This is a genomic window from Micromonospora sp. NPDC005172, from assembly GCF_040608555.1.
In the GTDB taxonomy this organism is placed as follows: domain Bacteria; phylum Actinomycetota; class Actinomycetes; order Mycobacteriales; family Micromonosporaceae; genus Micromonospora.
Genome location: NZ_JBEXIL010000034.1, coordinates 36,148 through 55,251, shown reverse-complemented (window position 1 = coordinate 55,251; position 19,104 = coordinate 36,148). Strand labels below are relative to the sequence as shown.

Below are 19,104 nucleotides of genomic sequence, written 5' to 3'. Positions count from 1 at the left end.
GCCAGAGTTAGCAAAGTCTCAGCGTCCCGTTTGCGTGCCGCCCCGCCCGGTCCGTACGGTCCGGTGGTGCACAAGATCACAGTCAATGGAGCAGTCATCGCGTACGACGAGGCCGGCAGCGGTTCGCCCGTCGTCCTGCTGCACGCCGGCATCGCGGACCGGCGGATGTGGCGGGACGTCCTGCCCGCGCTCGCCACCCGACACCGGGTGATCGTCCCTGACCTGCGCGGATACGGGGACTCGGAGCTACCGCCGATGCCGTTCGCGCACCACGACGACGTCGCCGGTCTGCTGGACGCCCTCGACCTGCCTCAGGCCGCTCTGGTCGGCTGCTCCTTCGGTGGATCGGTGGCCGTCGACACCGCCCTGGCCCACCCGGACCGGGTGAGCGCGCTCGCCCTGTTCGACACGGCGGTCTCCGGCAACGAGTGGTCCGAGGAAGCCAACGACCTCTGGGACGACCTGGTCGGCGAGGTCGATCCGGACGACTTCGTCGCGGGCGCGGCCGGCGAGGTGCGCTTCTGGGTGGTCGGCCCGGCACGTCAGCCCGCCGACGTCGACACCGACCTGCTGGCGTTGGCACAGGAGATGGACCAGCGCGCCCTGGCCGCGGAACTGGCACTCGGCGCGGTGGAGGTGGGCGAGCTGACGCCTCCGGCGATCGGACGTCTCGGCGAGCTGAAGATCCCCGTCCTGGTCGCCGCCGGCGCGGCGGACGTGCCGGACATCCGCCGGCTCGCCGACCGGATCGCCGCCGAGGCCCCCAACGCGGTACGGCTGCCGGACGTGCCGGACGCCGCTCACCTGCTGCCGCTGGAGCGTCCGGAGCCGGTCAACGCGGCCCTGCTCGACTTCCTGCCCTGAGCAACCCGCACCCCAACGCTGCCGCGCTCGGGCCCAGGCTCGGACCCACTGCATCACCCCGTTGATCATGAAGTTGTTGCCATCCGCGACGGCGTGTCGTGGCAATAACTTCATGATCACGGGCGGGGTCGCCGTGACAGCCGTGACAGCCGTGGCCCGGGGCGGGGCGGGGCGGGGCGGGGCGGGGCGGGGTGGGGTGGGGTGGGGTGGGGTGGTTCACCAGAGGGGGCGGATTGCGCCGACTGGGAGGCCGCCGCCGAACAGGGGCACCTCGGCGTACTCGGTCAGCACGGGAGCGTCCACGCCGAGCCGCCGCAGGGCCGAGACCAGCACCGGCATCCGGGCCCGGTCGGCCCCGTCGTCGATTTTGAGAGCGACCGCGCCGACGCCCGGCAGTCCGACCGCGAACACGCCCTCGGCACCGACCTTGGCCAGCAGGCCCGGAACGCCGCGCATCAGCCGGGTGTCGTCGGCCTGGGTGCCACCCACGATCTCCGGGTGGGCGCGCATCGCGTCGGCGACCCGGCGCGGCGCCGAGCCGGGCTCGGCATCGACCAGCCGGAGGTACGCCCCGGCCAGGCCGGTCAGCGACACCGCGAGCACGGGAGCGCCGCAGCCGTCCACCCCCACCGCCGCCGCCGGCTCGCCGGTGAACTCCTCGACTGCGGCCCGCAGCCCCTGCTGCAACGGGTGCTCCGGCCGCCAGTAGCCGTCGTGCGGCCAACCAGCGGCCGAACAGGTCAGCAGCATCCCGCTGTGCTTGCCGGAGCAGTTCATCTGCACCCGGTTCGGTCCGCCCCCGGCGCGCAGCACCGCTTCCCGGGCCGCCGCCCCGGCCGGCAGGTCGGGCGGGCAGTGCAGCGCTGAGGCGTCCAGCCCGGCCCGGTCGAGCAGCGCGCCGACCCGGGCCAGGTGGAAGTCCTCCCCCGCGTGGCTCGCCGAGACCAGCGCCAGGTCGGCCGGCTCGGTGAGCGGCAGTCCGGCGCGGAGCATCCCGATCGTCTGCATCGGCTTGCTGGCCGAGCGCGGGAAGATCGGCGCGGTCACGTCCCCGGCGGCGGCCAGCGGCGCCCCGGTCGCGTCCAGCACCACCACCGAACCGCGGTGCCCGCCCTCCACGAACCCGGACCGGACCACCTCGGCGAGCGGTACGCCGCCCTCGTACGTCTTTCCCACGTGCTGGACGGTACCCAGGAGGCTGGACTGTCCGTCGGCGGGGTGACCAGGCCGTCCACCGCCCGGGTGACAGGGGCGCGGGAAGCCCTCGCCCTTACAGGCCGAGCAGCGCGCGGGCCTCGGTCGTGGTCAGCGGCGGCCGCTGCGCGAGCTGGGCGAAGCCGACCGCGCGGGCGACCAACTGCATGTTGGACTCGACCGGGCGGCCCTTGGCGTACGTCACCGTGTCCTCCATGCCGACCCGCAGGTGCCCGCCGGTCGACAACGAGGCCAGCAGCACCGGAATCGTGCTGCGACCGATGCCGGTGGCTGAGAACGTGGTGCCCTCGGGCAGGTCCCGCAGCATCCGGTGTGCGGCGACGAGCGTCTCGGCGGTGCCCGGCATGCCGCCCGGCACACCCATCACGAAGTCCACGTGCACGTGCCCACCGGCCGGCAGCCCGTACCTGCCGAGCAGCCGCTGCAACGCGGACAGGTGGCCGAGGTCGAAGATCTCGTACTCCGGCACGATCCCGCGCTCCTGCATCCGGGTGTGCAGGTCGACGATGAACTCCCAGCGGTTGAGGAAGACGTCGTCACCGAAGTTGACAGTGCCCATCGTGCAGGAGGCCATGTCCGGGCGAGCGTCGAGCACGGCGAGCCGGGACGCCTCCGGGTCGGTCACCGCGCCGCCGGAGGAGAGCTGCACGATCAGGTCGGTTCTCTCCCGCAGCGCCGCCACCGTCTCGGCCAGGCGGGCCGGGTCGAGGGTCGGCCGGGCCTCGTCGTCGCGGATGTGGACGTGGATCACGGCGGCACCGAGCGCCTCGCACTCCTTGGCGGTGCGCAGCAGCTCGTCAAGCGTCACCGGCAGCGCCGGCACCTCCGCCTTGGCCGACTCCGCGCCGGTCGGGGCCACCGTGATCAACGTCCCTGTCGTCATGCCGGCGATCCTAGACGTGCCGGTCAGGACGGGTCGATCGCCGCCGCGCTCTCGCCGATCATCAGCGCGGCGTCGTCCGGGACGTTCCGCTTCAGGACGGCGAGGGCGACCTGGCCCAGCTCGTGGTGCAGCACCGCGGTGCCCACGAAACCCACCGCCCGACCGTCGAGGGTCACCGGCGTACCGGCGGTCGGCGGCTGGTCGGTGGTCACCCCGTCGAGGTGCAGCAGCACCAGGCGACGCGGCGGCCGGCCCAGGTTGTGCACCCGGGCGACCGTCTCCTGACCCCGGTAGCAGCCCTTGTCCAGGTGTACGGCCGGACCGATCAGGTCCACCTCGGCCGGGATGGTCCGGTGGTCGGTGTCCACCCCGACCCGGGGCTGCCGGGCGGCCACCCGGATCGCCTCGTACGCCCACAGGCCGGCGACCGGCACGCCCGCGCCGCGCAACTCGGCGACCACCTGCTCCATCGCCGAGCGGGGCACCAGCAGGTCGACGCCGAGGAGGCCACGTCGCGCCCAGCCGCCGATCGGCAGCGGGCGGACGTCGTACCGGATGCCTGCCCGAGGCGGCACGGCGCCGGCGGCGAACTTCGGACCCGGCACCGGGACCAGGTCCGGTGCGGCCAGCCCGGTCACGCCCAGCGTGCCCAGGGCCTCCGTCGCCGCCGGTCCGACCAGCGACAGCAGCGCCCGTTCGGCGGTCGCGTCGCGGGGCTCGACCTTGCTGAAGAACCGCATCTTCTCCAGGTACGACAGCAGGCCATCCGTCGCCCCCGGCTCGGTGTCCAGCCAGGTTGTCTCGCCGTCCTCGGCGACCAGGGCGTGCTGCTCGACGTGCCCGTGCGGGGAGAGCACCAGCAGCTCGGTGCCCTCACCGGCGGACAGCGTCGACAGGTGCTGCGAGGTGATCGTGTGCAGCCAACCGGCACGCTCCTCGCCGGGCACCGCGATGATCCCCCGGTGTGACCTGTCGACAAGACCGACCTCGGTGTCCAGCACACGCTGCTCGCGAAGCGGATCGCCGTAGTGGGCCGCCACGCCCCGTACGCCCGCCGCGACGTGCGCGGGGTCGGGCTGGTCGCGACTGGCCTCGTCGATGCTCTCGACGGCCACCGCACCCGCGATGTCGATCATTTGTGGTCCCCGTTCTCGCAACGGCCGCAGACGCCGAAGAGTGACACGTGCCCGATGTCCACCCGGAATCCCCGCTGCGCCTCCAACTGCTCGGCGAGCGGACGGAGCAGCTCCGGATCGATCTCGTCGATCGCGCCGCACTCCCGACAGACCAGGTGGACGTGTTGGTGCTCACCCGCCGCGTGGTAGGTCGGCGAACCGTGCGAGAGGTGCGTGTGCGTCACCAGGCCGAGCCGTTCCAGCAGCTCCAGCGTGCGGTAGATGGTGGTGATGTTGACCCCGGCCGCGACCTCCCGGACGGCGGCGTGCACCCGCTCCGGGGTGGCGTGGCCCAGATCGAGCACCGCCTGCAGGACGAGCTGCCGTTGGGCCGTCAGCCGCAGCCCACGGGCCCGGAGCATTTCCGCGAGGGAGGATTCGGACACCGTCCGATCATAGTTCGGCAATCGCGCCGACCTCCTGCGCGCCGCCGACCGCCGCTACGCTCGACGGTCATGGTGACGTCGTCCGTCGGTAATGTCTCGGCCACGCCGAGCACACGGATCGCCGTGCTGGGGCGCGGCCCGATCCCGGCGGACGAACCCGTTCTCCGCGGCGACGACCTGGGCGTCCTGCGCGGCGACGGGCTCTTCGAGTCGATGCACCTGCGCCACGGGCGGCCGTGGCTGCGCGACGAGCACCTGGCCCGGCTGGTCACGGCGGCAGCGGCCGTCGACCTGGAGCTGCCTCCGACCGACACGCTCACCGATCTGCTCGACTCGGTGCTCGCCGGCTGGCCGGCGGAGGTGGAGGGCGCGTTGCGTCTGGTCTGCACCCGGGGCTCGGAGGCCGGCGGCCCGCCGACCGTCTACACCACGCTGAGCGCGGTGCCGGAGTCGTCACTGACGGCCCGTCGGAACGGGATAACCGTGGCCATCCTGCCGCTGGGGGTGCCCGCCGACGCACGTACCGGCTTGGACTGGCTGCCGGCAGGCATCAAATCCACCTCGTACGCGGTCAACAGCGCCGCCCGCCGCTGGGCTCGACGGGCTGGGGTGGACGACGTGCTCTGGGTCTCGTCGGACGCGTACGCCCTGGAGGGGCCGATCGCCAACGTGGTGTGGCTCACCGGCGACACGATCTGCACGGTGCCCGCCGCCACCACCGGCATCCTGCCCGGCACGACCGCCGCCTGGCTGCTCGCCCACGCGCACGAACTGGGCCTGAACGGAGCCGAGCGGATGGTGACGCCCGAGGAGCTGCACACCGCCGACGGGGTCTGGTTCAGCTCCTCGGTACGCGGACTCGCCGAGGTGCGGATGCTGGACGGGGTACGCCGGGACCGCTGCCCGCGTACCCCCGCCCTGCACGAACTGCTGGGTTTCCCCGTCGATTGAGCGTCAGCCGCCGACCCGGACGAGCCGCGCCGAGAGGTGCGGGCTGAGCGGGTGACCCAGCGCGGCCATCTCCTGGGCGTAGAGCAACGCGCCCTCGACGATGCCGAAGAGACGGTGGCCTCCGGTGACCTCCTTGGCGGTCGCCGTCCGCACCACCGCGTCGGTGGTGAACTCGACCTGGGTGCCGGAGCGCTTGCCGAGGTGCAACTCCATCACACCGGTCGGAGTCGTCAGCAGGGCCTCCAACTCGTCGGTGGCCCGGCCGTCCACCAGCACCGGCCGCCACCAGCCGACCTCACGCCCGGCCGGGCGGACGGGCCGGCTCTGCTCGTCGAGGATCCAGGCCCGCGACTCGTAGTGCAGGAACGGTCGGCCGTCGTGGCTGATCCGGATCTCCTGCGCGTAGTCGAAGTCCTCGATGGTGGGGAAGCCACCCTTGCCCCGACCGCGCCACAGACCGACGTACGGCAGCAGGCCGTCCAGCGCGGGGTGCAGCTTCGGGCCGACGCGCAGGTCGTAGCTCTCCTCGTACGGGTACTCGTCGACCGGAGGCGCGTTCAGCCACGGCGGTTGCAGCGGATTCTCGTCGCTCACGCGGAGCCACCTTTCGTTCGCGACTGCGGGGCTCGCAAACCCGGCTCACTCCTCGCGCTCACCAGCGTCCCCTCGAAATCTTCACTGCCAGGTAGACCAGGCCACCGGCGAGTCCGCCCAGGCCGGCGACCAGCAGGCTGACGAACCCGATCTCGGTAACCATCCCGACCATCCTATGCTGGGCCTCATGGCCCGCTCTCTCGTCGTCAAGGTCACCGCCGGGGCGGACGCCCCGGAGCGCTGCGCCCAGGCGTTCACGGTCGCCGCCACGGCGGTCGCGGCCGGCGTGGACGTCTCGCTCTGGCTGACCGGGGAGTCGACCTGGTTCGCGCTGCCCGGCCGCGCCCAGGAATTCGAGCTGCCGCACTCCGCACCGCTGGCCGAGCTGCTGCACGTCATCCTGACCAGCGGTCGGGTGACCGCCTGCACCCAGTGCGCGGCCCGCCGGGAGATCGGCCCGGACGACGTACTGCCCGGCGTGCGGATCGCGGGTGCCGCGGTGTTCGTCGAGGAGGCGTTGGCCGAGGGCGCACAGGCGCTCGTGTACTGATCCTTGACTCAGCCGGGTGGCGGAGTTCGGATACCGACCCGGCAACCCGAAGCGCTGCCTACGATTCGATTGTGACCGAGGCGACCCAGCGGTTCTTCGAATCCCTGCCGGAGCGCGCCCCGACGGTCCTGCGCGGCCTGGTCGCGGGAACCCTCCAGATCGACCTCGGCACTGACCACCAGACCGAGCACTGGCTGGTCCGGATGCGGCCGGGCGCAATCCAGAGCAGTCGCGAACGGGGTCCCGCCGACGCCATCTGGTACAGCAGCTCGACCCTGTTCGACAGGTTGATCACCGGCGAGGCCCAGGCGCTCGCCACCGTGCTGCGCAACGAGAGCACCTTCAGCGGTGACGTGGTGCTCTTCCTGGCCTTCCGCCGCTTCTTCCCGGACCCGCCGGGCACGAGGGACCCGTGCGAGGTCGCCCGCGAGGCAGTCGGGCGGCGTTCGTGAAGGACCTCGTCAGCATCCTGGACGGCAACACCTTCCTGGTCACCGACCATCGCGGAGACATCGAGCCGTCCTTCGACTTTCCGACCGGGCTGTTCTCCTTCGACACGCGCTTTCTGTCGAGCTGGGTGCTCACCCTCGACGGCCAGCGGTTGCACGCCCTCTCCGTGGACGCCAGCGAGTCGTACCGGACCACCTTCTTCCTCGCGCCCGGCGAACCCACCCACTACCTGGACGCCAAGGCTTCGGTGATCCGCAGCCGGGAGATCGGGGGTGGCTTCGACGAGGAGCTGACCGTCCTCAACCACTCCGGTGAGGAGGCCGAGTTCACCGTCCGGATCGAGATGGGCAGCGACTTCGCCGACCTGTTCGAGATCAAGCACGCCCAGCAGAAGGTGGGCCGGACGACGGTCGAGGTGACCGACAACGAGCTGCGCCTGACGTACCGGCGGGAGGGCTTCCACCGGGAGACCCAGATCCGCTCGACGGTGCCGGCGCAGGTCGACGTCGCCGGGATGACGTTCCGCGTCCGGATCCACCGCAACAGCGAGTGGACGACCCGGCTGCACATCTCCACCATCGTCTACGGGGCACGGGGCGAGGACATCCGGACCACCCTGCCGTTCTCGGGCAGCCGCGGCGGGGACGCCATCCGCGCCGAGCACCGGGCGCTGATCGACCGGGCGCCCACGCTCGGCTGTGACTGCGAGCCGCTGGCCGGGGCGTACCGGCGCAGCCTCAACGACCTGGCCGCGCTGCGCTACGAGTCGATCGCCCTGGGCACACGGCTGATCGCCGCCGGGTTGCCGTGGTTCATGACCCTGTTCGGCCGGGACAGCATCATCACCTCGTTGCAGGTGTTGCCGTTCCTGCCGCAGCTGATCCCGCCGACCATCAGCATGCTGGGCGGCCTGCAGGGCCATCGGGTGGACGACTTCCGGGACGAGGAGCCCGGCAAGATCCTGCACGAGCTGCGGTACGGCGAGACGGCCGGCTTCGAGGAGCAGCCCCACTCGCCGTACTACGGTTCGGCCGACTCGACGCCGCTGTTCGTCATCCTGATCGACGAGTACGAGCGCTGGACCGGTGACACCGCGCTGGTCAAGCAATTGGAGCCGCAGATCCGCTCCGCACTGGCGTGGATCGACACCTACGGCGACCTGCTCGGCACCGGCTACCTCTGGTACCGCACCCGCAACCCGGAGACCGGGCTGCAGAACCAGTGCTGGAAGGACTCCTGGGACGCCATCTCGTACGCCGACGGCCGGATGCCCGGCTTCCCCCGGGCCACCTGCGAGTTGCAGGGCTACGCGTACGACGCGAAGATCCGTGCCGCCCGCCTGGCGCGCGAGGTCTGGAACGACCCGGCGTACGCCGACCGGCTGGAGCGGGAGGCGGCGGCGCTCAAGCAGCGGTTCAACCGCGACTTCTGGATTGCCGACCGCGGGTACTACGCGCTCGCCCTGGACGCCGACGGACAGCAGGTCGACGCCCTGACGTCGAACATCGGGCACCTGCTGTGGAGCGGGATCGTGGACGAGTCCCGGGCCGGCAAGGTGGTCGAACATCTGCTCGGGCCACGGCTCTTCTCCGGTTGGGGGGTGCGGACACTCGCCGAGGGCGAGGGCCGTTACAACCCGATCGGCTACCACGTGGGTACCGTCTGGCCGTTCGACAACTCGATCATCGCCTGGGGACTGAGCCGGTACGGCTACCGGGAGGAGGCCGGGCGGATCTGCGACGCGATGCTGGCCGCGTCGGAGTACTTCGACGGGCGGCTGCCGGAGGCGTTCGCCGGGTACGCCCGCAGCCGCACGGGCTACCCGGTGGAGTACCCCACCGCGTGCAGCCCGCAGGCCTGGTCGAGCGGCACCCCGCTGTTGTTGCTGCGGGTGATGCTCGGGCTGGAACCGCAGGGCGAACACCTGATCATCGATCCGGCCGTACCGCCGGGGATGGGCCGGGTGGAACTGCTGGACATCCCCGGCCGCTGGGGCCGCGTCGACGCGTTGGGTCGCAGCCGGGGTCCGCAGGACCAGGAGACGGCCGGCTGACCCGGCGACTCAACCGGGGCAGCCGACGGTGGCGGCCACCCGTGCGGCGTCCGGGCCGAATTCGGCCAGCACGGTCGCGTCGCCGGCGCGGTACGCGTACACCGGGGGGTTGTCCAGCAGTGGGTTGCCGCCGGCCAGCGGGGCGAGTGCGCTGGCCGTGGCCGGACCTGAGCCGGCGGCGGACCGTGCGGTACGGGCCAGCGTGCCGTCCGGGCACGGCGCGGTGACCAGCTCGGGTGCGCCGTCGGCCGGACGGTTCAGCGCGGTCAGCGCAGCCGTGAGGGCCGCCGCTTCCGGGCCGGCGGCGGTGGCCGGCGCGGGCTCGTAGCCGGCGCCCGGCGGCCGACAGCCGGTGTCGACGGTCAACCGCAGCCGCCCGTCCCCGGTCGGCCGCCCCTCGACGGCGACGAACTCTCCGGCGTCGGCGCGCAGTTCCGGGCCGTCCAGTCCGGGACCGACCCCGGCCCGCCAGGTCGCCGGCAGTCGATCGGCGATGGCGGTCAGCACGGTCCGCTCGGTGCCGGCGGGCGCCAGCACACCGACCTCGCGACGCAGCCTCGCGCCGTCGGCGAGCGGGGTGACGCGGCATCCCGCGCTGACCCGCGCCGGACCCAGCTCCAGCAACCCGGCTGTCCCCGCGGCACGGGCCAGCTCACCGACCGCCCGCTCGACCACCGGGACGGCCTCGGCGAGCGTGCGCTGCTCGCGCACCGTCGGCGGGTCGTTCCGGACCGACAGCCAGGTGAGCCCGGCCAGCAGCAGGGCCCACAACACGGTCCCGACCAGCAGCCAGCGCCGCCCACGCCGGGCGTGTGCCGGCGGGGCGGGGTCGCTCGACGGGGGCCAACCCGTCTGGACAGCACCGCTCACCCGGCCATGGTGTCACGAGCTGTCCTCCGCTCCGAATGGCAGTGGCCCACGGCCCGACAACCTGCCACTCGGTCTGAATAACGCCAGGTCACCGGCCGATCGTTAGTCATTGAGCACCGTCCGAGCAGGTCCCGAACCCATCGGGACCCCATGTGGGGAGGAACAGTGCTCCGACCATCGAACCCGAGATCCGCTGTCTGGCGGACCGCCGTGGCATGCGGCACCGCCCTGCTGGCCCTCACCGCCCAGCCCGCGGTCGCCACCCAACCCAGACCCGCGCCCGCCCGCGTCGACCAGCGACTGCTCCGCCAACTCGGCACGACGGGCAGCGGCACCTTCCTGGTCTACCTGCGCAGCACCGCGCCGGTGGCGAGGACCGCCAAGCTGCGTGACCCGGACGACCGGGCCCGCGAGGTGCACCGCCTGCTCACCACGACCGCCACGCGCACCCAGAAGGGTCTGCGCAAGCTGCTCACCAGCCGCAAGGCGCCACACACCGCGTACTGGATCGCCAACGCGGTACGCGTGACAGGTGATCGCGGGCTGCTCGACGAGATCGCCAAGCGGCCCGAGGTGGCGAGAATCGAGCCCAGCCGCAGCTACCCGCTGCTGCGACCGACGCCCGCCACCGGCAGCCGCGCGGAGGCGAACGGCCCGGAGTGGGGGCTCACCAACATCAACGCCCCGCGGGTGTGGAGCGAACTCGGCGACCGGGGCGACGGCGTGGTCGTCGCCACCATCGACAGCGGCGCCCAGTACGACCATCCGGCGCTGGTCGGGACGTACCGCGGCAACCTCGGCGGTGGCACCTTCGACCACGACCACAACTGGTACGACCCGGCCGGCGTGTGCCCGAGCGCGGCGCCCTGCGACAACGCCGGCCACGGCACGCACACCATGGGCACGATGGTCGGCGACGACGGAGCGGGCAACCAGATCGGCGTCGCTCCCGGCGCGAAGTGGATCGCCGCGAAGGGCTGCGAGACCGACTCGTGCACCGACGCCTCGCTGCTCGCGGCCGGCCAGTGGGTGCTGGCCCCGACCGACCTGGACGGGCAGAACCCCCGCCCCGACCTACGCCCCGACGTGGTCAACAACTCCTGGGGCGGCGCCGGGGGCGACCCGTGGTTCCAGCAGACCATCGCGGCCTGGCGTGCAGCCGGCATCTTCGGAGTCTTCTCCGCCGGCAACGACGGTCCGGCCTGCGGCAGCGCCGGCTCACCCGGAGACAACACCGACGCGTACGCGGTCGGCTCGTACGACGTGCAGAACACCATCTCCGACTTCTCCGGCCGGGGCGGCGGGACCGACGCACGGTCGTACAAGCCGAACGTCGCCGCACCGGGCAGCAACGTGCGCTCCAGCGTCCCCGACAACTCCTACGCCGCCTACGACGGCACCTCGATGGCCGCGCCGCACGTCTCCGGCACCGTCGCGCTGCTCTGGTCGGCCGCACCGACCCTCAGGGGCGACATCGCCGCCACCGAGGAGCTGCTGGACCGGACCGCCCACGACGTCGACGCCACCGCCTGCGGAGGCACCGCCGCCGACAACAACGTGTTCGGCGAGGGCCGACTGGACGCGTACGCGGCGGTAGCGGCCGCGCCGCGCGGCGCCGTCGGGCGGATCAGCGGCACGGTCACCGCGGCCGGAGGCGGCGACCCGCTCGCCGGCGCGACAGTCGGCGACGGCACCCGCAGCGTCACCACCGGCGCGGACGGCAGGTACGCGCTCACCGTGCCGGCCGGCGAGGCGACCGTCGCCGTCAGCGCCTACGGGTACGCCGGCCAGAGCGCCACCGTCACCGTCACCGAGGGCGGGGAGGTCACCCGGGACTTCGCCCTGGCCGCGAACCCGTCCGTCACCGTCAGTGGCCGGATCACCGACGCCTCCGGGCATGGCTGGCCGCTCTACGCACGGATCGAGGTCGCCGGCCGTCCCGGTGGACCGGTGTTCACCGACCCGGCCACCGGCCGGTACACGTTCACCGTGCCGGGCAACACGACGTACCGGCTCACCGTCACCGCCCGCTACCCCGGCTACCGCACGGCCACCCGGGACGTGGTCACCGTGGGTGGTCCGGTGACGGCCGACATCGCCGTACCGGTCGAGACCTCGTGCACCGCGGCCGGCTACACCGGCAGCCTCGGTACGCCCCTGCTGGACGAGAGCTTCGACGGCAGCGCCACCCCGGACGGCTGGTCGGTGCGGAACCGGACCGAGGACGGCGGCTGGACCTTCACCGACGCCGGCGAGCGGGGCAACCTCACCGGCGGCAGCGGCGCCTTCGCCATCGCCGACAGCGACCGTCTCGGCTCCGGCCGGACCCAGGACACCGACCTGGTGACCCCGAGCGTCGACCTGCGCGGCACACCGGCACCGGTCCTGCGGTTCCACAGCGACTGGCGGGCCGTCGGGGTGAGCGACACCGCCGACGTGGACGTCTCCACCGACGGCGGCGCCACCTGGAACACGGTCTGGCACCAGACCACCAGCCGACGCGGACCGCTCGTCGAGGAGGTACCGCTCGATCCGGCGGCCGGGGCCTCCGCCGTCCGGGTCCGGTTCCGCTTCCACGGCAGCTTCGCCTGGTGGTGGCAGGTGGACGACGTACAGGTGGTCAACCGTGACTGCGTGCCCGCACCCGGCGGCCTGGTGCTCGGCGTGACCACCGACCGCAACACCGACACCCCACTCAACGACGTCACAGTGGTCAGCGTCGACCGCCCGCAGGACCGCGGCAGGTCCACGCCGACGCCGGACGACCCGAGGACGCCGGACGGCTTCTACTGGCTCTTCTCCGGGCTGACCGGCGCACATCGGCTCACCGCCAGTCGACCGCCGTACCAGGTGGCCACGGAGACGGTGACGGTGCCGGCCGACGACGTCCGTCGCCTGGACGTGGCGCTCGCCGCCGGTCGGCTCACCGTCACGCCGCCGACCGTCCAGTCGTACCAGCCGTACGGCAGCACCCGGACCGCGAAGCTGCGGATACGCAACACCGGCAGCGCGCCGGCCGCCGTCAACCTCGTGGAACGCAGCGGCCGGTTCGAGTTGCCGTCCAAAGCCGGTGCGCCACTGCGGGAGCAGAGGACGAAGGGGATCAGCAAGGCCCGCGCGGGCACCGCGTACGGCCCGGCCGCAACCGAGGCGGCGCCACGGGCGCAGGACGCCTGGAGCAGCATCGCGGCCCTTCCGGCGGCGGTCTACGACAACGCGGCGGCCACCCTCGACGGCAAGGTCTACTCCGTCGGCGGTGGCGGTGGCAGCGGCCTGGAACGAAAGGCCTGGCGCTACGACCCCGACACGGACACCTGGACGGCGCTGCCCGACATGCCGAGCGCCCGGGCCAAGCCGGTCGCGGCGGCCGTCGGCGGCAAGCTGTACGTCTTCGGTGGTTGGGGCGCCGACGACGAGACCGTCGCCTCGGTGGACGTGTTCGACCCGGCCACGGACACGTGGAGCACGCTGGCCGGAGCGGGTGATCCCTTCCCGGTGGCGGCGGCCGGCGGGGCGGTCACCGGCGGGAAGGTCTACCTGGTCGGTGGCTGCCGGGACAACGACTGCGCCGAATCGGACCGGCTCGTCGTCTTCGACCCGGGCACCGGCACGTTCCGCACCGGTGCGGCGTACCCGCACACGGTGTCCTGGCTCTCCTGTGGCGGGATCGGCAGCGCGGTCTACTGCGCCGGGGGCACCGGCGACGCCGACTACACCGACGCCTACCGGTACGACCCTGCGGCGGACGCCTGGCGGCCCCTGCCGAACCTGCCGGTGGACCTGTGGGGCTCCCAGTACGCGGCGGCCGGTGACCTCCTGGTCCTGGCCGGCGGGGTCACGGGCGCGTCGACCACGGTGACCAACCGGACCATCGCGTACGACCCGGTGGTCGGGAGTTGGCGCGACCTGCCCAACGTCCAGTCCGGTCGGTACCGGGGCGCCGCCGCCTGCGGCGCGTACAAGATCGGTGGTTCGCCGTCCTCGTTCGTGGGCTCCACGGACGGTGAACGGCTCGGCGGCCTGGAGCTGTGCGCCGGAGAGGCGGACCTGCCCTGGCTGACGACGAAACCCGCCACGTTCACCCTCGCACCGGGCGCCTCCCGGACGGTCACCGTCACATTGCGCGCCTCGGCCTCGGCCGGTGTGGCCCAGCCCGGCACCTACTCGGGCGAGCTGGGCATCGCATCCGACACGCCGTACCGGGTCCCCGCGGTGCCGATGCGGATGACCGTGTCACCGCCGGCCAGCTGGGGCAGGATCCAGGGCACCGTCACCGGAATCACCTGCGCCGGGGTCACCGTCGGGGTCGCGGCGACGGTTCGGGTGAACCGGGTGGGTACGACCACCGGCTGGACGCTGACCGCGGACGCCAACGGCCGGTACGTCTGGTGGCTGCCGAAGGGTCGCTACGAGGTGATCGTCGCCAAGGACGGGTGGATACCGCAGACGCAGCGCACGCGTGTCAGGGCGGGCATCGTCGACACCCTCGACGTCGTCCTCGACCCGGCCTCGTCCTGCACGAGAGCCACCGGAATCTGACCGCACACACGACCGGGGCCGGCCACCCAGCAGGGTGACCGGCCCCGGTCGATCGAAGCGGTGGGTCAGGCGACGGTTACGGCCACCTCGTTGATGCCCCGGCCAGCGGTGACGGCAGCGTCGCCGTTGCCGTGCCGGGACAGCGCCCGTAGCGTCCACGAGCCCGGCGCGGCGAAGAACCGGAACTGCCCGGCGGCCGAGGTCACCACCTCGGCGGTGAACTCACCTGTGGAGTCGAGCAGCCGGACGTACGCGCCCGGCACGACCTCGTCCGCCGCCGAGCGGACGATGCCGGTGATGACGGTTTCCTTCTCGAGGTCCAGGCTGGCCGGCAGGGGCGCGGCCTGGTCGGGTGCGGCGCAGCCCGCAGCGGTGGGAGCAGTCATCGTCAGGCCTCCCCGGGCTCGTCGCCGAGAGCGACCGGCACGCCGACCAGCGAGCCGTACTCGGTCCAGGAGCCGTCGTAGTTCTTCACGTTGCGGTGACCGAGCAGCTCCTGCAGCACGAACCAGGTGTGCGAGGACCGCTCACCGATCCGGCAGTACGCGATGGTCTCCTTGCCGTCGTCCAGCCCGGCGTCGCCGTAGATCTTGCGCAGCTCGTCGTCGGACCGGAAGGTGCCGTCCTCGTTGGCCGCCTTGGACCACGGCACGCTGATCGCCGTCGGGATGTGACCGGCCCGCTGCGCCTGCTCCTGCGGAAGGTGGGCGGGGGCGAGCAGCCGGCCGGCGAACTCGTCGGGGCTGCGCACGTCGACCAGGTTCTTGGTGCCGATCGCGGCGACGACCTCGTCGCGGAAGGCCCGGATGGAGGTGTCCGGCTCCTGCGCGACGTACTGGGTCGCCGGGCGGGTCGCCGTCTCGGTGACCAGCGGGCGGGCGTCCAGCTCCCACTTCTTGCGGCCACCGTCGAGCAGCTTGACGTCGCGGTGACCGTAGAGCTTGAAGTACCAGTAGGCGTACGCCGCGAACCAGTTGTTGTTGCCGCCGTAGAGGATCACGGTGTCGTCGTTGCTGATGCCCCGCTCGGACAGCAGCGCCTCGAACTGGGTCTTGTTGACGAAGTCCCGGCGAACCTGGTCCTGGAGGTCGGTCTTCCAGTCGATCTTGATGGCGCCGGTGATGTGGCCGGTCTCGTAGGCCGAGGTGTCCTCGTCGACCTCGACGAAGACGACGCCCGGGGCGTCGAGGTTCTTCTCGGCCCACTCGGCCGATACGAGTGCGGTGTCGCGACTCATCGAATCACTCCCTGGTGAGGATGGATGGTGAGCCAACGCGCGAATATCGATGGGTTGAACTGTCGCACCGCGCGCGGGACCCAGCGGAAGGACGGGATCACGGGGTTCGTGCGACGGCGCCGCTGCCGGGCATTCGGTGGGATCACCGGAAAGGATCGAGGACCCTGCGTGCCGGTGGCCGCCGTCAGGCGGCCGAAAACAGCCCCGCCGTCAGATGACAGGGCGACACAGGCAGGTGGCCACGCGGCACAGGTCGACCGCGCGCCGTTTGGTGAGGTGGGTCCCCATGGTCACGGAGCCTACCAGCCAGTGACCGGGCTGCCACCGTAGCGACCACCATCCGGGAATCGGCCGGCTACCGGGCCGCCGCGTCGTCCCAGCGGCCCGGACCGTTGACGCGCCACTCAGCTGACGGAGTTGATCGGCACGTTCTTCGCGTCGGCGGTGACCGCCAGCCCCTCGGGCAACGGCTGGACCTTCCGGACCGCGAGTTGGAACGGCAGGTCGGGCAGCGGCACGTCGATGGAGATGCCCTTGGCGTAGTTGTTGAGCACCGTGCGGGCCAGCGGCAGGTTCGGCAGACCCGCGGCGTCCAGGTTGTTGAACCGCAGGGCCACCTTGCCGTTCTCGCCGACGGTGACGTCGGCGGTGCCGGCGACGGTGAACTTCCGGCCGAGGATGTCGACCGGGGCGGTGACGGCCAGCTTGCCGCCCTGCTCGCCGAGGGTGAGCCCGGGCCGGTCCAGCAGCGCGGCCAGGCTCTCGTAGCTGACCGTGCCGGTGCCGTTCACCGTGTCGGCCACGATGTCACCCTGGCCGGAACGCAGCGTGTCCAGCGAGGCCCGCACGTTGTGGGCGTCGACGTCCAGCACCGGCAACCGTACGGCGTCGCCCTCGACCGAGGCCTGCACGTCCCGCAGCGAGATGGAGATGCGCTCGTACCGCCCGTCGAGCACCTGGGTGAGGAACGGCACCCCACCGACCTCGACGTCGGGTGCCGTGGACTGCGCGCCCTGCTTGCTGATCTCCTGGCTGACCCGCTCGGCGATGAGCCGCTCGGCCACGCCGACCGCCACCCGGTCGGCGACCACGAGCAGACCCGCCACCACGAGGAGCAGGACGACCAGGCCGATGAGCACCTTGCGTCCGCGCCGTCGGGGCCGGGTCTCGCCAGCCGGATAATCGTCGGCCACGCCGCCTCCTGTCTCTGCCCGCCGCGACACGGCGGGACGTCCGAACTCGTGCCGCAGCGCGGCGCAACGGAAGGTACCCGACGGGCACCGGCCTCAACCGTGGGCTCAGAGGAAGAGCATGCACATGGCGTACGCCGCGGGCGCAGCCAGGGCGAACCCACCGAGCGGTCCCTGCATGTGCCGGGCGACCCACATGGTGGGCGGCTCTCCGGCCATCAGGCGGCCTGCCTCCGCGTACCCCACCGCAAGGTCGGAGAGGACGGCGGTGACGGCCGCGACCAGGCCGATCACCGCGGCTTTGGTCGGGGTGAAGGGGGCCACCAGATAGCTGCCGAGCAGCGCGCTGCCCAGCGTGCCCACCATCGCGCCGCCGACGACGCCGGCCGCGCCCCGGGGCACCTGCGGGGCCAGCCGGGGCCACGGCAGCACCGCGTCGGTGAGCCGGGCGACGGTCAACGCGACCCCGCTCGCGGTCAGGCAGACCGTGATCGCCTGGGTGCCGGCCGGGATGCGGCTGAGCACGATCAGCGTGCCGAAGGCCACGACGCCGACCACGATGAGCAGGGTGGCGCCGAGCGAGTCGGTGACCCGGACCCGGTCGACCCGGCGGACCAGCTGGCCGAGCACGGCGGCGAGGAAGCCGCCGACGGCCAGGTAGCCCAGCGGCGCCAGACCGGCGATGTCGCTCCGGACGGCGGCGACGTCGGCGGCAGCGGCGACGACGGCGCTGATCCCGCCGACCAGCAGCAACGCCGGTGGGCGCATGGCCATCGTCCAGGCGAGGACGAACAGCAGTTGGACGCCGAAGATGATGAAGGCGAACGGCAGCCGGTGGCCCGGTCCCGACGTCTGCGCGCCGAGCACGAGTCCCACGCCGAGCAGCGCGGCGAAGCCGGCGATGGTCAGCGCCAGCGGACGGTGCACCTCGACCGGAGGGATGACCTCCTCTTCCGGCTCGTCGACCTCGTCCTCGCTGCGACGGGCCGGCTCTCCGGCACGACGGGCTCGGCGCGGACCACGTTCACGGCGCTCGCCCTCGGCGGGCGCCGGCCCGGTACGCGGCGCGGGCGGGTGGCCACGGGTCGGAGCGGCCGGACCCGGACGGGGGCCGTCGACCCACGAATCGCGGCCGGCGTCGGGCGAGGTAGAGGGAAACACGCCCCGATCGTGCCAGATCGGCCGCCCGACGCGACGGTCACGGGTTTCAGCAACGTTAAAACCTGTGCCACGATCAGGGGCAAGCTAGACAAACAGGAAATGGCCTGCGGGCGCAGCCGAGGCGATCGGTTACGCTCAACGCCTTACCCGCCCGTCAGCGACGCCGGGACCACGCAATTTCTCAGCGCACTCCCTCACGAGTGTGTCTGGTCGCGTGCGGCGATGCGCCGCCGGGACGGAGGTGATCGTGGAGATCCTGCTGCTGGTGACCGCACGCGCAGGGGAACCGTCGGCTGTGCTGCCGGCACTCGACCTGCTGCCACACTCGGTGCGCACCGCGCCGCGCGACGTCCGCACCCTGGTTGCCGGGCCCAGCCCGGACGCGGTGCTGGTGGACGCCCGGTCGGAGTTGAGCGAGGCCCGGGCGACCTGCCGGATGCTGCACGCCACCGGGCTCGGCGTGCCGCTGGTCGCGGTCGTCACCGAGGCCGGCCTGATCGCGCTCAACGCGGACTGGGGCGTCGACGACGTCATCCTCGCCTCCGCCGGCCCCGCCGAGGTCGAGGCCCGACTGCGGCTCGCGGTCGGTCGCCTGAGCAACGCGACCGCCGGCGCCGGCGGCTCGATCCGGGCCGGGGAACTCACCATCGACCCCGACACGTACGCGGCAAAGCTCAAGGGTCGCCCGCTCGACCTCACCTACAAGGAGTTCGAGCTGCTGAAGTTCCTGGCCCAGCACCCGGGCCGGGTCTTCACCCGCGACCAGCTGCTGCGCGAGGTCTGGGGGTACGACTACTTCGGTGGCACCCGGACGGTGGACGTGCACGTCCGGCGGCTGCGCGCCAAGCTCGGCTCCGAGTACGAGTCGATGATCGGCACGGTCCGCCAGGTGGGCTACAAGTTCGTCGTACCGCCGTCGCGGTCCCTGCCCGAGGCGGAGCACGCACCGCTGCCCGTCTAGCTCCACCTGATTCCCCATATGCCCC

Annotated in this window: 19 protein-coding genes; 7 read left to right on the top strand and 12 right to left on the bottom strand. The window is 72.5% G+C overall.

The features are described from left to right. Positions 1-66: 66 nt before the first annotated feature. Complete coding sequence (locus ABZV06_RS22230; RefSeq protein WP_355623792.1) at positions 67-864, top strand: alpha/beta hydrolase; 798 nt, start codon at positions 67-69, stop codon at positions 862-864. 216 nt (positions 865-1,080) lie between these two features. Here the strand turns inward: ABZV06_RS22230 and ABZV06_RS22225 are convergent, their stop codons facing one another. The 4 genes from ABZV06_RS22225 to ABZV06_RS22210 form a co-directional block, all read right to left on the bottom strand. After that, positions 1,081-2,040 carry an asparaginase gene (locus ABZV06_RS22225; protein WP_355623789.1) on the bottom strand — a complete coding sequence of 320 codons (960 nt, stop codon included), beginning with the start codon at positions 2,038-2,040 and terminating at the stop codon, positions 1,081-1,083. Between the two features lie 94 nt (positions 2,041-2,134). Then, positions 2,135-2,962: a 3-keto-5-aminohexanoate cleavage protein gene (locus tag ABZV06_RS22220; protein ID WP_355623786.1), complete on the bottom strand. Its 828-nt coding sequence runs from the start codon at positions 2,960-2,962 to the stop codon at positions 2,135-2,137. A gap of 23 nt (positions 2,963-2,985) precedes the next feature. Next, positions 2,986-4,098, bottom strand: coding sequence for a folate-binding protein (locus tag ABZV06_RS22215; protein ID WP_355623783.1), 1,113 nt, complete (start codon positions 4,096-4,098; stop codon positions 2,986-2,988). Continuing rightward, positions 4,095-4,499: a Fur family transcriptional regulator gene (locus tag ABZV06_RS22210; RefSeq protein ID WP_355242704.1), complete on the bottom strand. Its 405-nt coding sequence runs from the start codon at positions 4,497-4,499 to the stop codon at positions 4,095-4,097. Before ABZV06_RS22210 ends, ABZV06_RS22215 begins: the two co-directional genes overlap by 4 nt. A 93-nt stretch (positions 4,500-4,592) precedes the next feature. Here ABZV06_RS22210 and ABZV06_RS22205 point away from each other — a divergent pair, with 93 nt between their 5' ends. Beyond that, complete coding sequence (locus tag ABZV06_RS22205) at positions 4,593-5,474, top strand: aminotransferase class IV (protein WP_355623780.1); 882 nt, start codon at positions 4,593-4,595, stop codon at positions 5,472-5,474. A 3-nt stretch (positions 5,475-5,477) separates the two neighbouring features. Here ABZV06_RS22205 and ABZV06_RS22200 read toward each other — a convergent pair whose 3' ends face one another. Both ABZV06_RS22200 and mtfM read right to left on the bottom strand, forming a co-directional pair. After that, complete coding sequence (locus tag ABZV06_RS22200; RefSeq protein ID WP_355242622.1) at positions 5,478-6,068, bottom strand: FABP family protein; 591 nt, start codon at positions 6,066-6,068, stop codon at positions 5,478-5,480. Between the two features lie 58 nt (positions 6,069-6,126). After that, on the bottom strand, positions 6,127-6,231 hold the full coding sequence (gene mtfM / locus ABZV06_RS22195; protein ID WP_305076120.1) for a small membrane protein MtfM: 105 nt from the start codon (positions 6,229-6,231) through the stop codon (positions 6,127-6,129). 12 nt (positions 6,232-6,243) lie between these two features. Here mtfM and ABZV06_RS22190 point away from each other — a divergent pair, with 12 nt between their 5' ends. The 3 genes from ABZV06_RS22190 (at position 6,244) to ABZV06_RS22180 (ending at position 9,121) form a co-directional block, all read left to right on the top strand. After that, entirely contained in the window at positions 6,244-6,618 is a 375-nt protein-coding gene (locus ABZV06_RS22190) for a DsrE family protein (protein ID WP_007465736.1), read from the top strand. Positions 6,619-6,689: 71 nt separating this feature from the next. Then, complete coding sequence (locus tag ABZV06_RS22185) at positions 6,690-7,070, top strand: SCP2 sterol-binding domain-containing protein (protein WP_355623777.1); 381 nt, start codon at positions 6,690-6,692, stop codon at positions 7,068-7,070. Beyond that, positions 7,067-9,121 carry a glycogen debranching N-terminal domain-containing protein gene (locus ABZV06_RS22180; RefSeq protein WP_355623774.1) on the top strand — a complete coding sequence of 685 codons (2,055 nt, stop codon included), beginning with the start codon at positions 7,067-7,069 and terminating at the stop codon, positions 9,119-9,121. The genes ABZV06_RS22185 and ABZV06_RS22180 overlap by 4 nt, the downstream gene beginning before the upstream one ends. Positions 9,122-9,130: 9 nt before the next feature. Here the strand turns inward: ABZV06_RS22180 and ABZV06_RS22175 are convergent, their stop codons facing one another. Then, positions 9,131-9,895, bottom strand: a complete 765-nt coding sequence (locus ABZV06_RS22175; protein ID WP_355623825.1) for a hypothetical protein — start codon at positions 9,893-9,895, stop codon at positions 9,131-9,133. A 261-nt stretch (positions 9,896-10,156) separates the two neighbouring features. Here ABZV06_RS22175 and ABZV06_RS22170 point away from each other — a divergent pair, with 261 nt between their 5' ends. Beyond that, on the top strand, positions 10,157-14,530 hold the full coding sequence (locus ABZV06_RS22170; RefSeq protein WP_355623771.1) for a S8 family serine peptidase: 4,374 nt from the start codon (positions 10,157-10,159) through the stop codon (positions 14,528-14,530). Positions 14,531-14,595: 65 nt separating this feature from the next. On the opposite strand, the gene ABZV06_RS22165 is transcribed toward ABZV06_RS22170, so the two are convergent. From ABZV06_RS22165 to ABZV06_RS22145, 5 genes are all read right to left on the bottom strand, one after another. Then, the gene (locus tag ABZV06_RS22165; protein ID WP_355242610.1) at positions 14,596-14,916 is read right to left on the bottom strand and encodes a DUF1416 domain-containing protein; all 321 of its coding nucleotides are present in this window, start codon (positions 14,914-14,916) and stop codon (positions 14,596-14,598) included. A gap of 2 nt (positions 14,917-14,918) precedes the next feature. Next, positions 14,919-15,767 (bottom strand): sulfurtransferase, encoded by an 849-nt coding sequence (locus tag ABZV06_RS22160; RefSeq protein WP_355242607.1) that lies wholly within the window; start codon positions 15,765-15,767, stop codon positions 14,919-14,921. 210 nt (positions 15,768-15,977) lie between these two features. After that, positions 15,978-16,055, bottom strand: coding sequence for an Ms5788A family Cys-rich leader peptide (locus ABZV06_RS22155; protein ID WP_310503780.1), 78 nt, complete (start codon positions 16,053-16,055; stop codon positions 15,978-15,980). A gap of 116 nt (positions 16,056-16,171) precedes the next feature. Then, complete coding sequence (locus ABZV06_RS22150; protein WP_355242604.1) at positions 16,172-16,960, bottom strand: DUF2993 domain-containing protein; 789 nt, start codon at positions 16,958-16,960, stop codon at positions 16,172-16,174. 105 nt (positions 16,961-17,065) lie between these two features. Then, a complete protein-coding gene (locus ABZV06_RS22145; protein WP_355242601.1) occupies positions 17,066-18,118 on the bottom strand; it encodes a hypothetical protein in 1,053 nt (350 codons plus the stop codon). A gap of 241 nt (positions 18,119-18,359) precedes the next feature. On the opposite strand from ABZV06_RS22145, the gene ABZV06_RS22140 reads away from it, so the two are divergent. Then, complete coding sequence (locus ABZV06_RS22140) at positions 18,360-19,079, top strand: response regulator transcription factor (protein ID WP_179781168.1); 720 nt, start codon at positions 18,360-18,362, stop codon at positions 19,077-19,079. The last annotated feature ends 25 nt before the right edge of the window (positions 19,080-19,104 follow it).